The 15,731-nt window shown below is 71.3% G+C and carries 11 protein-coding genes; 1 reads left to right on the forward strand and 10 read right to left on the reverse strand.

All coding sequences use genetic code 11. The annotated features are described in order from the left end of the window. Positions 1–3: 3 nt before the first annotated feature. The 10 genes from LUX31_RS19170 to LUX31_RS19215 form a co-directional block, all read right to left on the reverse strand. Positions 4–1,149: an ABC transporter ATP-binding protein gene (locus tag LUX31_RS19170; RefSeq protein WP_235476003.1), complete on the reverse strand. Its 1,146-nt coding sequence runs from the start codon at positions 1,147–1,149 to the stop codon at positions 4–6. Positions 1,150–1,189: 40 nt separating this feature from the next. Then, positions 1,190–2,272: an ABC transporter ATP-binding protein gene (locus tag LUX31_RS19175; RefSeq protein WP_235476004.1), complete on the reverse strand. Its 1,083-nt coding sequence runs from the start codon at positions 2,270–2,272 to the stop codon at positions 1,190–1,192. A 51-nt stretch (positions 2,273–2,323) separates the two neighbouring features. Further along, complete coding sequence (locus LUX31_RS19180; protein ID WP_235476005.1) at positions 2,324–3,337, reverse strand: carbohydrate ABC transporter permease; 1,014 nt, start codon at positions 3,335–3,337, stop codon at positions 2,324–2,326. A 24-nt stretch (positions 3,338–3,361) separates the two neighbouring features. Further along, positions 3,362–4,330, reverse strand: a complete 969-nt coding sequence (locus LUX31_RS19185; RefSeq protein ID WP_235476006.1) for a carbohydrate ABC transporter permease — start codon at positions 4,328–4,330, stop codon at positions 3,362–3,364. Between the two features lie 102 nt (positions 4,331–4,432). Beyond that, positions 4,433–6,088, reverse strand: coding sequence for an extracellular solute-binding protein (locus LUX31_RS19190; RefSeq protein ID WP_235476007.1), 1,656 nt, complete (start codon positions 6,086–6,088; stop codon positions 4,433–4,435). Then, positions 6,085–7,227, reverse strand: coding sequence for a WD40/YVTN/BNR-like repeat-containing protein (locus LUX31_RS19195; RefSeq protein WP_235476008.1), 1,143 nt, complete (start codon positions 7,225–7,227; stop codon positions 6,085–6,087). The genes LUX31_RS19190 and LUX31_RS19195 overlap by 4 nt, the downstream gene beginning before the upstream one ends. Beyond that, positions 7,220–8,812 (reverse strand): TCP-1/cpn60 chaperonin family protein, encoded by a 1,593-nt coding sequence (locus LUX31_RS19200; protein WP_235476009.1) that lies wholly within the window; start codon positions 8,810–8,812, stop codon positions 7,220–7,222. The genes LUX31_RS19195 and LUX31_RS19200 overlap by 8 nt, the downstream gene beginning before the upstream one ends. Next, positions 8,809–9,912, reverse strand: coding sequence for an ABC transporter ATP-binding protein (locus tag LUX31_RS19205; protein WP_235476010.1), 1,104 nt, complete (start codon positions 9,910–9,912; stop codon positions 8,809–8,811). Before LUX31_RS19205 ends, LUX31_RS19200 begins: the two co-directional genes overlap by 4 nt. A gap of 389 nt (positions 9,913–10,301) precedes the next feature. Next, positions 10,302–10,463, reverse strand: a complete 162-nt coding sequence (locus tag LUX31_RS19210; RefSeq protein WP_235476011.1) for a hypothetical protein — start codon at positions 10,461–10,463, stop codon at positions 10,302–10,304. A 328-nt stretch (positions 10,464–10,791) separates the two neighbouring features. After that, positions 10,792–14,127 carry a right-handed parallel beta-helix repeat-containing protein gene (locus LUX31_RS19215; RefSeq protein ID WP_235476012.1) on the reverse strand — a complete coding sequence of 1,112 codons (3,336 nt, stop codon included), beginning with the start codon at positions 14,125–14,127 and terminating at the stop codon, positions 10,792–10,794. A gap of 164 nt (positions 14,128–14,291) precedes the next feature. Between LUX31_RS19215 and LUX31_RS19220 the strand changes: the two genes are divergently transcribed. Next, the gene (locus LUX31_RS19220) at positions 14,292–15,536 is read left to right on the forward strand and encodes a S8 family serine peptidase (protein WP_235476013.1); all 1,245 of its coding nucleotides are present in this window, start codon (positions 14,292–14,294) and stop codon (positions 15,534–15,536) included. Positions 15,537–15,731: the final 195 nt, after the last annotated feature.

The following is a 15,731-nucleotide window of genomic DNA, read 5'->3' on the forward strand; positions in this document are numbered from 1 at the left end:
GGCTCACTCCTTTCCGTGCGGACCGTGCGGACCGTGCAGCAGCGACTCGCCGGTCTCGGCGTCGAAGAGGTGCACCTTCTCCAGGTCGATGCCGAGCGGCACCTCCTTGTCGAGGTAGCTCGCGGGCATCCGCACCTTGAAGGTGGCGGTGAAGTCCAGCGGCTCGTCCTGCGTCGTGGACAGGTACACCGTGGAGCCGGTGGCGCTGGGCTCGATGACGGTGACCAGGCCGTGGATGGTGTTGCCCTCGTTGACGTCGAACGGGGCCATGCGAGGCACGTGCAGATGCTCGGGCCGCACCCCCAGCTCGATCCTGCGGCCGGCGTACGGGCGTACCTTCCGGGCCACGCTGTCGGGCAGCCGCAGTTCGAGTCCGCAGCCGGACGCCACCACATCGTCGCCGGCCGTCTTCAGTTCCATCGTGAAGAGGTTGATGCCGGGCGTGCCGATGAAGTACGCCACGAAGCGGTTGACCGGCCGCTCGTACAGCTCCTCGCCGGTGCCGATCTGCTGGATGCGGCCCGCGTCCATCACCGCGATCCGGTCGCCGAGCGCCATCGCCTCCGACTGGTCGTGGGTGACGTAGACCGTCGGCCGCTCCTTGCGGCGGTGCAGGGACAGGATGTCCTCGCGGGCGGTGTGCCGCAGCTGCGCGTCGAGGTTGGACAGCGGCTCGTCGTACAGATACAGATCGGCGTCGCGCACCAGCGACCGCGAGAGCGCGACCCGCTGCCGCTCGCCGCCGGACAGCTGGCGCGGCTTGCGGTCGAGGAGGTGGTCGATGCGGAAGGTGCGGGCGGCCTCCGGGACCTTCTTCCTCACTTCGGCGCGCGGGATGCGGCGCGATCGTAGACCGTAGGCGATGTTCTCGAAGACGGTCAGGTGCGGGAAGACGGCGTAGTCCTGGAAGACCATGGCGATGGACCGGTCCCGCGGCCGGACCTCGGTGACGGCCCGGCCGCCGAAGCGGATGGTGCCGGAGGAGACCGGCTCCAGGCCCGCGAGCATCCGCAGGGTGGTGGTCTTGCCGCAGCCGGACGGGCCGACCAGCACGAGGAACTCGGACTCCCCGGTGGTGAAGCTGACCCCGTCCACGGCCCGCTTCTCGCCGAACTCCTTCACCAGGTTGTCGACAGCTATGGCAGTCATCAGTGATTCTCCATCAGAAGAGACAGAAGAGACAGAGGAGTCAGAAGAGGTCGAGCGGACCGGGGGTGTGCAGCGGCTGTTCGCCGCCGGCCGCGAAGACGTACACGCGCTCCGTGTCCGGCATGACGCGCAGTTCGTCGCTCTGGGCCTGGTTCAGCGGGGCGGCGACCACGACCGGGTCGCCGCCCACCCGGCCGTGCACGAACGCGGCCCGCTCGGTGGGGATGCGCTCGATGTGGCTGACGGACATCAGGGCCCCGTCGCCGCGCCCGATGATCCAGCTCTCGGGGCGTACGCCGATCCGCACCGGCCCGTCCGGGAGCGCGACCGGCGCGGACCACACCGCGTCCGCCACCGTCAGCCGGCCACCGGAGGCGTGCGCGGGCAGTACGGACATCGGGGGCGAGCCGATGAAGGTGGCGACGAAGAGGTTCACCGGGGAGTAGTACAGCTCGTCGAAGGTGCCGACCTGCTCGATACGCCCGTCCCGCATCACCGCGATGCGGTCGCCCATGAAGACCGCTTCCTGCTGGTCATGGGTGACGTACAGGGTGGAGATCCCGAACTTCCGCAGCAGCTTGCGGATTTCGACGCGGGTCGACTCGCGCAGCTTCGCGTCGAGATTGCAGATCGGCTCGTCCATCAGGAACAGCCGCGGCTCGCGCACGATGCACCGGGCGATGGCGAGGCGCTGCTGCTGTCCGCCGGAGAGGGTGTCGGAGGACTGGTCGAGAAGCTGTTCGAAACCGATCCCCATGCGGTCGGCGGTCTCCTTGGCGCGGGCCCGCGCCTCCTCCTCCGTCCGGCCGTGCACCTGGAAGTAGTACGAGAGATTGCCCTTGCCCTTCATGGAGGGATACAGGGCGTAGTCCTGGAAGACCATGCCGACGCCCCGCTGCTGCGGGCGGACGGCCGTGACGTCCTCGCCGTCGAAGCGGACCGAGCCCCCGTCGGGCTGCTCGAGTCCGGCGACGATCTTCAGCAGGCTGGACTTGCCACAGCCGGACGAGCCGACCACGGCGATCGTCTCACCGTCGGCGATGTCCAGGCTGACGGTGTCGAGTGCCGTGCCCTCGCCGCCCTCGTACCGCTTGACGATCTTCTCGACCTCGATACGGGCCATGTCGGCGCAACCCCCTTGCTTGAGAGCGTGGACTTACTTCAGAGCGTGGACTCACTTGAGACCGCGGAGCTTGATGCCGCGCAGCAGGTACTCGCGGCAGACGATGAAGGCGAGGAAGACCGGGAGGGACTGGAGAATGCCCAGCACCATCAGGCCGTTCCAGGACATGCCGGAGCCGAGGATCTCCTGCATCTGCTGGGACTGCTGCGCCGCCGCGGCGTCACCCGCGGAGCCGGCCTGGATGAACTTCTCCTGCAACTGGTAGATCATCACGGAGGCCGGCATCTTCGACTCGTCCTGGAGCACCACCAGCGGCCACAGGAACTGGTCCCAGGCACCGCTGAACGACGTCCAGATCGTCACCGCGAAGACGGGCACGCTCATCGGCAGCACGATGCGGCGGAAGATGTTGAACTCACTGCCGCCGTCGACCCGGGCCGCCTGGATCACCGAATCCGGGATGGTGTCGAAGAACCCCTTGAACAGCAGGTAGTTGAAGGCGTTGAAGACAAGGGGCAGCACCACCGCCCAGGGCGTGTTCCAGATCTCCACGCTGGGCAGCTGCGTCCCGCCGACGCTCGGCGCCTCGGGCAGTGCGAACGGCCAGTTCAGCGTCATCAGATACATCGGGATGAGGGTGAGCGCCGCCGGCATCATCAGCGTCCCGATGAAGAACAGGAACGACCAGCGAGCCGTCCTGCCGCGCTGGAGCTTGCTGTTGGCGTACGCGGCGAACGCGGTGACCGGGATCCCGAGCATCAGGATCCAGAAGGTCATCTGCACCGAGTTCCACATGTGGACGTAGAACGGCTCGGACATCAGCCGTCCGGCGGCGGTGTTGCCGCTGACGATGTCGATGACCAGCCTCCAGCCCGCGCCCGTCGGATCCTCGGGCCACCAGGTGGGGGTCTGCCGCAGCACCTCCTCGCCGCTCTTGAAGGAGGTGATGAGCATGAAGTAGAAGGGGAACAGATGGAGCGTGATGCCGAGGACCAGGAAGGCCACGGTGGCGTACCACGCGATACGGAGAGCCGGGTGTCTGCGCCCGACCCGGGGGAACAACATGTCAGTCTCCTCAGGGCCGGCGGATCAGGTGTCGGGGTCTTCGCGGAAGAAGCGCCGCTGGATGACGACCAGCAGCATGGTGATGAGGAAGAGATAGACCCCGAGGGCGGTGGCGTCGGCGTACCGCAGCTGCTGGAGCAGCAGGTACAGATACATCACGACGGTTCGTGCCGCGCCGCCCGGTGAGCCCTCCTTGCCCGTCATGATCGTCGGGAACTCGAAGGCCTGGGTGGAGCCGATGATCGCGAAGATCAGCAGCATGGAGATGACCGGCCGCAAGCGGGGCAGCGAGATGGTCCACATCTTCCGCCAGAATCCGGCGCCCTCGATCTCCGCCGCCTCGAAGTACGAGGCGGGGATGGACTGCAGCGTCGCCATGTAGATGAGCCCCGGGCCGAAGAACAGGATGCCCGGCACGACCAGCCAGAACAGCACCTGGTCGGCGGAGTTGAGGAACGGCTGCGGGGACAGACCCAGTACGTCGGTGGCGACCCACTGGAAGAGCCCGTACTGCGCGTTGAACATGTAGCGGAACAGGACGGTGGAGGCGACGCCGCTCAGCGGCAGGAACCACAGCAGCATCATCCAGCGGACGTGCCTTTTGCCCATCTCCATCAGCAGGATGGCCACGAAGATCGGGATGAAGAAGGTCAGCCCGATACTGAGGACGGTGTAGACGGCCGTGACCCGGAACGACTCCGCGACCAGCGGGTCGTCCCAGATGCGCTGGTAGCTCTCCATGCCGGTGAACTCCACCGGGCGGCGCAGGGAGGCGTCCGTGAAGCTCAGCACGAACGCCATGATCATCGGGTACCAGCCCCAGGAGAGCTGGAAGAGGAAGGCCGGGAGGGTGAAGAGCGTGGTCTCCACACGCCGCCGACGGCTCGGCCTTGGCGCGGCCTTGGACTTGACGGACGGCTCGCCGGGACCGTCGGGCCCGGCCCGGCCGGCCGCGTCCTCGACGGCCGGAGTCTGCTGCTGCGAGGCAGCCATGAAACTTCTCCCTGTACGTCGGAAGGCGGATGACGGATGACGGAAGGCGGAAGGCGGAAGGCGGATCGCGGATCGCGGATCGCGGATCGCGGATCGCGACGATCAGGCTTCGAGAGCCGGCTCGATGACGTCCTTCATCCAGGGGTCGAAGACCTCCGTCGCGTACTCCGGCGCCTGCTCGCGCCAGAACTCGGCCAACGCGTCGAAGTACTTGGTCGCACCCGCCCTGAAGTCCTCCTCCGAGGTACTCGAACTGAAGCTCTTCGCCTGCTGGTTGAAGGTGTCGCTCAGCTTGGCGAGATCGGCCCGCGGGCGGACCGTGCCCTTCTCGAAGGCCCAGCGCGATTGCGCGTCGTCGACCGGAGTGGCGGCGGGACCCGGCTTCTCCTCCGCGGGGATGTACTGCGCTTCGCTCGGGATCAGACCCATCGCGGACGACCGCTTCGCGGCCTCGACGATCTTCGAACCCCAGGCATCCTCCAGGCTGCCGGGAATGCCCTCGATCTCGGTCATGCCGTTGATCGGCGTAGCGTCGTTGTAGACCTTCTTCAGGTCCTTGGTCTCCTCCCACCGGGCCTTCTTGCGGATGACGAAGCCGTCGCCGAAGGTCATGAAGTCGTGGAGGCTCACGATCTTGTCCAGCGCGTCCTCGGACAGGTCGGGCGAGAAGGAGGCCAGCCCCATGTAGGGCTGGGAGACGCCGAAGCTGCCGTGGACGCCCACCGGGTGCTGGATGAATCCGACGACCTCCTCCATCGGCTTGTCCAGCCGCTTGGCCAGGTTGGGGAGGGTGTTGTCCTGGTCGGGGTTGTCGAAGTAGCCGCCGATGTTCGCGCCGAAGACCGCGGCCCGCTCCTGGCTGAACGCCGCGACGACGTCCGGGTCCATCAGGGAGATGTCGCTGAGCACCGACTTGTCCTCGTACACCATGGCCCGGTACAGCTCGATGCCCTTGACCCACATGTCCGCGTGCCGGGTGTAGTCGTACGTCCAGTGCCAGGCGTTCTTGGGGGCCGGGACCTTCGGCAGCCGGTACCAGCCGTTCGCGTTCAGCGGCCAGCCGACGCTGAACTTCTGGAAGGCCGCGCCCTTCATCTTGCCGGTGGTCAGCTCCCGGGCCAGCTTCCGCAGGTCGTCCCAGGTGTAGCCCGGCTCCGGCTCCTCCAGGCCGGCCTTCTTGATGAGGTCGCGGCGGTAGTAGATGCCGTTGCCCGCGTTGAAGTAGTCCGGCATCGCGTACTGGCGGCCCTTCAGCGGCCAGGTCTGCAACTGGGGCGCCGCGAAGTCCGCGACCTTGTCGTCGAACTTGTACTTGTTGTAGAGACCGGTGATGTCCGCGGCCAGCCCCTGCGCGAACGCGGCCTTTGTCAGCGCCTGGTCCCAGCCGCCCAGCACCAGAGTGGGGTACAGGGCGGGACCGTTGCCGCCGCTGATCACGGTGACCAGTGGCTGCTGGTCGTACACCTTGACCGAGATGTTCCTCAGCCGCACGCCCGGGTTGTCGTCCAGCCAGCTCTGCAGCGCCTCGTGGAGAGCCTTCGCCGTCGGGTCGGACTTGATTTCCTTGGCGGTGGGAATGCTGCGGAACGGCCAGTCGGTCGCGGTGCCCGTCGCCTCCTTGGCCAGTGTGAGCCTTATGGAGCCGCCTGAGCCGCTGTCCTCGTCGTCGCCGGCGAAGGAAGCGATGATGCTTCCGCCCGCCACGGCCGCACCGCCGGTGGCGGCGACGCCGAGCAGCACCTTCCTTCTGGTGATCATGACTGCTCCTTCTCTGTCGCATGGAGGAGTGGGGGGAGGGTTATGGGGAGGGCTATGGGGAGGGCCACGGTGACGACCCCGGCGTCGGTGCCCGCGTACACGGCGCGTGCCGCGGTGGCGAGGCAGTGCACGGTGGAGGTCAGGGGCAGTGGGTGCCAGCGGGTGCCCTCGTCGCAGGAGTGGTGCAGTCCGTCCTCGGCGGTGGCCAGCAGCAGCCCGCCGTCCACGGGCAGGAGCGCGGTGGCACCCTTGGGGGCGCCGTGGGCGGTGGCCCAGGTCGCGCCGCCGTCGGTGGAGCGGAGAGTGCGGCCGTCCTCGGCGATGGCCAGCAGTGCTTCGCTGCCCGGCAGTTGGGTGACGGCGGCGACGGGTGCGTCCTCGCTGCCGGGGCACGGCTGCCAGGCTCGTCCGCCGGCCCGCGCTCGGTGCACGCCCTGTGCCGTACCGGCGAGGACGGTGCCGTCGGCGGCCGGGAGCAGGCAGGACACCTCGGGCGAGGCGAGCCCGAACCCGGAACGCTTCCAGGTGCGGCCCCCGTCGGTGCTGCGTACGACGCCGTCGCCGAGGGTGGCGGCGAGCAGCGTCCCGTCCGACAGGGCGGCGAAGGCACACACGGGCCCGATCCCACCCGGCACGCGCGCGGGTTCCGGGGCGACGCCGGTGACGAACAGGCCGGGCCCACCCGGCCTACGCGCAGGATCCGGGGCGACGCCGGTGACGAACGTGCCGGGCCCGCCCGGCACGCGCGCAGGATCCGGGGCGACGCCGGTGACGAACACTCCCGGCCCACCCAGCCCACGCGCCGGCTCCGGGGCGACGCCAGTGGCGAACATGCCCGGCCCACCCGGCCTACGCGCAGGATCCGGGGCGACGCCGGTGACGAACACGCCGGGCCCGCCCGGCGGTTGCCGCACCGGGGAACCGTCCGGGCCCAGCCTGGCGACAGCGTCCGCGCCCAGCCTGGCGACAGTGTCCACGCCGCCGATCAGCAGCTGTCCGTCGGTGACGGACAGCGCGGTGACCGGTGCCGTCCACCCGGTGGCGGTCGGAGCGCCGCCGTACGGCAGGAAGGACAGCCCGTCCGGGCCGCCGGCCCACAGCCCGGCCTGATCGGCCGCCAGTGCGAGTACCTCAGCCACGGCCCACCACCAACTCCGCGGAGACCAGCAGCCCCGCCGTCTCGCCCGCCGCCACCAGCGCACCTGCCGCCACCGCCGCCATGTCGCGGATGCCCGCGCGCCGCATGTCGGTGACCTCTCCGGTGGCCACGTCCACCCCGTGGCCCGGGCCCGCCGAGAGGACGCGGTCGAGGGCCAGGGGCGGGGCGGGCAGCCCGGCGTTGGACAGGATGCGCAGAAAGGGAGCCTGGAGCGCGGTGGCGACCGCGTCCACGCCCGCCGCCTCGTCGCGGTCGGCCGGGACCACGGCCCGTACCGCCGCAAGGCAGTCCAGATAGGCCGCGCCCCCGCCCGGCACCACGCCGTCGCGCAGCGCGTCGTACAGCAGCCGGGCCGTGCGCTTGGCCAGGTGCATCCGTTCCTGGGTCTCCTGCTCGGTGCGGGCGCCCACCGTGAGTACGGCGGTACGGCCGCACAGCCGGGCCTGCCGCCACCACAGACGGCTCGCCGCGTCCCGCCCGGCAGTCCCGCCGGCGAGTTCCCAGGCGAGGGAGCGCAGCGCGGCCGCCCTCTCCCGTACGCCCGTAAGGTCGCCGTGACCGCCCACCACCGTCAGATCGCCGCGCCGCAGCAGGGCGCGGCGCGCGCCGCCGAGATGCGCGGCGCGCACGGACTTCGGCGGCAGGCCCAGTACGGGTGAGACCACCGAGCCACCCGTGAGCAGCGCCAGGTCGGCGAAGTCCTCGGAGTGCCGGGTCCGGGACGTGGCGAGGACAACCGGGAGCGCCCGGCCCCGGTTGGCGCTCAGCAGGGTCTGCGCCGTACCGGTGAAGCCCGGGGCGATCAGCAGCACCGGCCGCTGTCCGGCAGCCTCCAGCAGCGGGCGCACCTCGTCGGCACTGGTCAGTTCCTGCTCGACCAGGGCGATCAGCGGCTCGACCAGGGTGAGTTCGGCGGCGCCGTTCGCGAGGGCCGAGCGCTCGGCGGGGCGGGCCCGCCAGCGGTGGCCGTCGATGTAGTGGCGCAGGGTGCGCCCGCCCATCGCCTCCTCGACGCCGATCGCCCCGTCGGGGCCGAGGACGTCGCTCAACTCGCCGAGCAGCGCGGCCAGTTCCCGGTCGCCGGTGGCGGCGAACGCGAGCCCCACGAGCTCCTGCTCGCCCGCGACCTGCTCGGACATGCCCTTGAGCGCGTCGCAGGCGGCGGCCACGCCCCGGCCGATACCGTCGCGCACCCGCACCCCATGGGCTCCGGAGGCCACCGCCCGGCCGGCGGCCCGCACCAGAGCGCGGGCGAGTACGGCGGTGGTGGCGCCGCCGTCGCCGTGCCGGGCGCCCACGCGCAGCACCGTCTCGCGCAGCAGGGCCGCGCCGGTGTTCCGGTGGCGCCCCGGCAGCTCGGTGATGCGGCGGGCCAGGACGGCGGAGGACGACACCAGCTCGCTGCCGTCCTCACCGGACGCGCAGAGCACCTTGCCCAGGCCCGGCCCGAGCGTGCCGCCCAGCACCCGAGCCAGGTCGTCGAAACCCGCGTGCAGCTGACCGTACGCGGTACGCGTCGCGGCATGCGCCGAAGCGTTCGTCGCGCGGTTCGTGGACTCGTTCATGGCGTCAGCACCCGCTCGGTCAGCGGATCGAACAGTCGTACGTCGTTCGGGATTACGGACATGCTGAGGGTGTCGCCGACGGAGAGATCCCCCTCCTCGCCGTCCTGGAAGACGACGGACACCTCGGCGCCGCCCGGCGTACGCAACCGCACCACCGTCTCGCCGATCAGCGCCTCGACATCCGCGACCTCCCCCTTGAGCCCGCCGTCCGCGGCGATCCGGAACGAACCCGGCGGCAGTCCCACCACCACGCGGTCGTCGGCCAGCGACGCGAGCGCCGGCCGCCAGTGCTCCGGCAGCTCCACCACCGCGTCCTCGAACGCCACCGACAGGGCCGGGCCGTCCTGCCGTACCCGCCCGCCGACCAGGTTCATCGGTGGCGAGCCGATGAAGGACGCCACGAACATGTTCGCGGGATTCTCGGCGAGTTCGGTCGCGGGCCCGATCTGCTGCACCTTGCCGCCCGCGATGACCGCGACCCGGTCGCCCATCGCGAACGCCTCGGTCTGGTCATGGGTGACGTACACCGTCGGCTTCCCCTTGTCGCGGTGCATCGCGAGGATGTCCCGGCGCACCCGGTGCCGCAGCTTCGGGTCGAGGTTCGACAGCGGCTCGTCGTACAGATACGCGTCCGCGTTCTTCACCATCGCCCGGCCCAGGGCGACCCGTTGCTGCTCACCGCCGGACAAGTCGGTGACCGGGGAGGCGAGATGGGCGGACAGGCCGAGCCGTTCGGCGGCCTCCTCCACCCGGCGCTTGATCTCGCTCTCCGGCAGGCCGCCCTGCGCCTGGAGCCCGTACGCCATGTTCCCGAAGACGTCCATCGCCGGATACAGGCCGTACTCCTGGAACACCATGCCCAGGTTCCGCTCGCGCGGCGGAAGGGCCGTCACCTCCCGCCCCGCGATGACCACCTGACCCGCGTCCGGCTGTTCCAGACCGCACACCATGCGCAGCGTGGTCGACTTGCCGCAGCCCGACGGGCCGAGCAGCACGAAGAACTCGCCCTCCTCGACCTGGAAGCTGAGGCCGTCGACGGCTGTGTGGTCACCCAGCCGTTTGACCAGGTCGCGTACTTCGAGCCCAGGTTGACCTGGCATCCGAACCTCCGGAGTACGGGACAAACGTTTACTGGAATCGGGAAGGTACGCAGTGCGCACGCCGAAGTGAATGCTCAGCGCAGGGATCCGAAAGTTTTCGGCAGGCACGGGACCTCTGTTGCCCGGCAGCGGCTGACCCAGAATCGCGGAAACCGTTATCTGCCATGCATAGGCCGACCGACGAAGGGAGCACGGCTCTGCCGACCGGCAGGCCCCAGCCCGCCGCCCTCCGCCAGGTGGCGGCCTGGTCGCCCGGGAGTGTGCCGGGTCGGCCCGTTCGGCAGGTGGAGTACCTCGCCGGGCTGGTGAGGGCGTCGGCGCCGCACCAGCCCCCCGCCCAAGACGTCCCCACCGTCATGGGCCGGCCGGGGTTCTTCTCTCCACCGCGTTCAGCTTGACCGGGAGGGCGTTTCCTTGACGTTGTCGACGACCGCGCGGGTGGTGGTGGCGCTGGTGATGGTGATGGTGAAGGTGATGGTGATGGTGATGGTGCCCGGCTTGATCAGAAGGTCTTCGGGGTTGCTGTTCTCGCCCTTCTGCACCTGGACCACGCGCGCGCCCTCGGCGCCGCTCGCCCTCGCCGTCGTGCGGCAACGCCGCCGGCAGCACGTCGAGCATCGCCTGCGCACGCGTGCGAAAGGCCATGGTCCGTACGGCTTCGGCAAGTTGCCGCAGGGCGGCATCCCGCTCGTCTCGGGCGGAAGTCCGTCCGGCCGGCTCCGCGCGGGCGGCTTCCGGGGCGTAGTCCTCGGCGGCACCCCCAGCAGGCCGACCGCCGGCAGCCGCTGCCGTACCGCACGGGTGCCCGGCCCGGTGAGACGGATGAGCTCGGCCGGCCCGGCGGTCCGAAGGCCCGCTCCGGCCGGCGGCGGTATGCGTCTACCGGCCGGGGACGGGTGGCGGCCCGGGCAGGTCCTCCGCCAGCAGGGTCTGGAGTTCCGCCATGCCCGGGGCGTCCATCGCGGCCAGCCGCCGGGCCTGCCGGGTGGCCATGCGTTCGACGGTCTGCCGGGCCAGCCGCGCGTTGCCGAAGGACCGGTCTCGGGGCTGGGCCTCGAAGAACGTCAGCAGCGCCTGTGGCACGTCGGGGGCACACTCGAAGCCGGAGGCGGCGGCGTGCTGTCCGACGATGGTGACGAGTTCCTCCGAGCTGTAGTCGGGGAACTCGACGTGCCGTGAGAAGCGGGAGGCGAGGCCGGGGTTGGAGGCCAGGAAGCGGTTCATCTCGGCGGTGTAGCCGGCGACGATCACCACGACCTCCTCCCGGTGGTCCTCCATCAGCTTCAGCAGCGTGTCCACCGCCTCCCGTCCGAAGTCCGAGGGCGATCCGGGCGGGGTGAGGGTGTACGCCTCGTCGACGAACAGCACGCCGCCCAGGGCCTTTTCGAACACCTCCTGGGTGAGCTGTGCGGTGTGTCCGACGTAGCGTCCGACGAGGTCGGCGCGGGCGACCTCGACGAGCTGTCCGCGTGGCAGCACGCCCAGGGAGCGCAGCAGTTTCCCGTACAGCCGGGCCACCGTCGTCTTGCCGGTACCGGGTGGTCCGACGAAGACCAGGTGCTGGTTGATACGGGAGGCGGGCAGGCCGGCGGCCACGCGGCGCTGGGACGCCGACAGCAGGTTGATCATGTCGGTGACCTCGTGCTTGACGCTCTGGAGGCCGACCATCGCGTTGAGCTCGTCCTGCGGCGAGGCGGCCCGCAGGCCGGACGAGGCGGCCTTGACGGCGGCGGCCGCGGCCTCCCCGACGTCCTCCGGCAGCAGCTGCGTCAGATCATGCTCCCCGACCTCCGGGAGGGTGGCCAGCCGGAACGCCTGCCGGTCCACCATCTCCTCGAACACCTGCCGGGCCACCCGGCCGTTGCCGAAGTTGGGGCCCCGGTGCATCTCGGCGAAGTGCGCGGTGAGCGCCTCCTTGGCCTCGAAGACGAGTTCGTAGCGGTGCCGCCGGCACATGCTCTCCACGATGGTCACCAGCTCGTCGACGGTGTAGTTGACGAACTCGACGGTGCGGGCGAAGCGGGACGCCAGACCGGGGTTGACGGCGAGGAAGGACTCCATCTCCTTGGAGTAGCCGGCCGCGATCACCACCACGTCGTCACGGTGGTCCTCCATCAGCTTGACCAGGGTGTCGACGGCCTCGCGGCCGAAGTCGGCCCCGGAGTTCTTGCCGTCGGAGGCGAGCGTGTAGGCCTCGTCGACGAACAGCACGCCGCCGAGCGCCCGGTTGAAGGTCTCGGTGGTCTTGATCGCCGTACCGCCGACGACCTGGGCGACCAGGTCGGCCCGGGACACCTCGACGAGGTGGCCGGAGCGCAGCGCGCCGAGTTCGGCCAGGATGGAGCCGTAGAGGCGGGCGACCGTGGTCTTGCCGGTGCCGGGGGCGCCCGCGAAGATCAGGTGCCGGCTCATCGGCGGGGCCGGCATACCGAGGCTGGCCCGGCGCTGGGCCAGCCGGGTCAGGTTGACCAGGCCCTTGACCTGGTGCTTGACCGCGTCCAGTCCGACCAGGGCCTCCAACTCCTCGACGGGGCCCTCCGGTTGGGCGGGTCCGGGGCGGACGGCCACAGGGTCGTCCGGGTCGACCGAGGCAGGCGGCAGCGCTCCGTCGTAGGCGTCCCGGGACCCGTTCGCCACGCTGGAGAGCCGGTCCACGGTGAGCGCGCCGTCGCGGGCGGTGTGCCGCAGTCCGGCGCCCCGGTTGTCGCTGACCGTGCAGTCGACGACGGAGACCTGCTCGGCGGTGTCGACACGGATGCCGTCGGCCCGGCCGCCGACCACCTCGCAGCCGCTCAGCGCGGCCCGCGCGCCGGCGGCGAGGAGCACGCCGTGCGAGCCGGAGGCGGTGATCCGGTCGCGGAGAGCGGATACCTCGCCGCCCTCCTCGACCCGGATGCCCTCCGCCGCGCTGCCGTCGATGACGGTGTCCCGGATGTCCGCCAGGCCACCCGCCACGACGAGGACGCCGGGCCCGCCGGCCGCTGTCAGGGAGCTGTTTCCGACGTGCGGGCGGCCGTCGTCGGCGACCCGCAGGGCCGCGCCGCCCGCCTGGTGGATCTCGCAGTCCTCCAGCCGTCCGCGCCCGCCCTGGACCTCCACGCCGTGGCCGCCGGCGGACATCACCCGGGCCCGGCGGAGCAGCGGGTTGGCGCCGGAGCGGATGGAGATGCCCGTGCCGGTGGCCGACGTCACCTCCAGTCGGTCGAACTCGGCCGCCGACTCGCCGGCCAGCAGCACGGCGGTCGTCGCCGAGCAGTCCCGTACGGCGGTCCGGGTCAGCATTGGCGCCGCGCTCTCGGTGGCCAGTACGGCGGGGCCCGCGCACTGGGCGAACTCACAGTCCTCGTACGTCCCCCGGGCCCGTCCGGTGACGGCCAGGCCGCTGCCCTTGGTACGGCGGACCCGGCAGCGGCGCAGCACGGGCTCGGCCCCGGAGGAGACCAGGATGCCGTGCTCCGCAGTGGCCAGGATGTCGAGTTCGGTCAGTTCCGGGCGGGAGGCGCTGGTGACCAGGACACCGACGGCCAGGTCGTGCAGGTGGGTGCGGAGCACCCGGGTGGCGCTGTTCTGCTCCAGCGCGATGCCGGGCTTGTCGGTGGCGGAGATGTCGCAGTCCTCGACCGAGCCGCGGGTCTGGCCGTTGGCCAGGAGGCCGTTGCCGCGGGAGTCTCGTATGGTGCAGCCTCGTACGGCGGTCCGGGCCCGTTCGCTGATCACGATCGCCGAGCTGCCGAGGTTCTCGAGCACACAGTCCGCGATGACGCTCTCCTCGGACGAGGTGTCGACGACGCCGGCGCCCGCCGGGTTGGTGATCCGGCAGCCGCGCATGGCCAGTGAGCCCGCGTTGCGGCTGAGCAGCGCGGTCCAGCCGGTGCCCGCGATGTCGCAGCCTTCGAGGGCGGCCTGCCCCTGGAAGGCGTCCACGACCGGTACGTCGTCGTCATCGGGGCCGCGCAGCACCAGGTCGGTGAGCATCACGGCGTCGGCCACCAGGGTCACGGCGGAGCCGGTGCGGGGCGCGATCTCCACGCTGCCACGGGCGCCCTCGGCGACGATGGTCACCCGCCTGGAGATCCTCAGGTTCTCCTCGTAGCGTCCCGGCAGGAGACTGATCACCGCGCCCGTTCGAGCCTTCGCCAGAGCCTCACCTATCGTCCGGAAGCCGTCCGGCCCGTCGGGCCTTTCGGGACCAACGGTGAGCAGCTGGCGTGCCACGCTCGATTCTCCTCTCCGTCAGTGACGTCATGCCGAGATCAGTAAACAGCAGTAATGCGGCGGTAAACAGCGAGAGGTGGCCTCGCACCTCGTCTCCGGCCCGTTCCGCTCACTCACGAACTCCCGTGCGGGTAGGGCGGGATGGGCCCTCTACCATGCGCATCATGCGGCAACTCCGGTCTCTCGGACCTCTCCGACCCCCCCGGCCCCGGTGGTCCAGGCTGCTGGGCGCGCTGGCGGTGGCGACGGTCTGCGCCGCGTCCGTCCCGGCGCCCGCCGTGGCCGCCTCGCCCTCCCCCTCGTCTCCCGTTCCCTCCTCGTCGGGGGGCGGCGACAGCACGAGCCTGCCGTCGATCCCGCTCGCCCTGGGCGACGACGCCCCGTGCACGGCCGCGTCGGACCGCACCGCGCGGTACGCGACCTGGGCCCAGCAGAGCCTGTCGCTGCCCAACGCCTGGCAGTTGTCGCGGGGCGAGGGCGTCACCGTCGCGGTGGTGGACACCGGGGTGTCGGCCACGGCGCCGGCGCTGTCCGGCCGGGTCACGGCCGTCGGGGACGCCGGCGAGGACTGTGTGGGCCACGGCACCTTCACCGCCGGACTCGTCGCCGCCGCGGCGACCAGCGGTACGGCCTTCCGGGGAGTGGCCCCGGCCGCCCGGGTGCTCGCCGTGCGCGGCACCGACCGGCGGGGTACCGCCACCGCCGACCTGGTCGCCGACGGCATCCGGGCCGCCGTCGACCGCGGCGCCGAAGTCATCGCCGTGGTCCCGGCGTTGACCACCGGGGAGGACGAGCTCACCGCCGCCGTCCGCTACGCGGTCGGCCACGACGTCCTGGTGGTCGCGGCCGCCGCGCCGGACGTCCAGCCCAAGTCGACGGACACTCCCGTAGGGACGTACTGGCCGGCGTCCGCGCCCGGCGCCCTGTCGGTGGTCGGGGTGCTGGCCGACGGGAGCGTGCTGGACAGCGCGGCCAGTGTCACCGAGGCGGATCTGGCGGCCCCCGGCGGCCCGGTGGTCGGCATCGGGCCGCACGGCTCGGGGCACTACATCGGCCTCGGGTCCTCCGCCGCCGCCGCGTTCGCCGCCGGGACAGCTGCCCTGGTACGCGCCTACCACCCGAAGTTGACCGCCGCCGAGACCGCCGAGCGGCTGACCGCCTCCGCCGCGCCCACCTCGGACGCGCCCCGGCTGGACCCGTACGCGGCGCTCTCCATGGTCCCGGCGGGCTCCGGCCCGCCCGCCGCCCCGTCGAGCGCCGCCCCCCTCCACCTGCCCGCGGTGAACGCCACCCCCCGCAACCGCGCCCTGCTGGCCGCCGGTGTCATGGCGGTCCTGGTGCTGGTCGTGGCCGCGGCGGCGGTGGTGATCCCGCGCGGCCGGGCGCGGGGGTGGCGGCCGCCGTCCTGAGGCCGCCCGTGGCACTCCGGCGCGGACAGGCACGGGCCCTCGCCGGTCTCCGGCTGCCCCTGATGGCCCGACGCGAGCAGGCGAAGGTGACGCCACCAGTCCGGAGCCGTCTGCGGTGGTCCGACGCAAGCAGGACGTCACCGGACCAAGGCCGCCCGTGGCACTCCGGTGCGGGCAGGCACGGGCCGTCGCCGG

Origin of the sequence: Streptomyces sp. GQFP, assembly GCF_021545335.1 — a bacterium.
Lineage (GTDB): Bacteria > Actinomycetota > Actinomycetes > Streptomycetales > Streptomycetaceae > Streptomyces.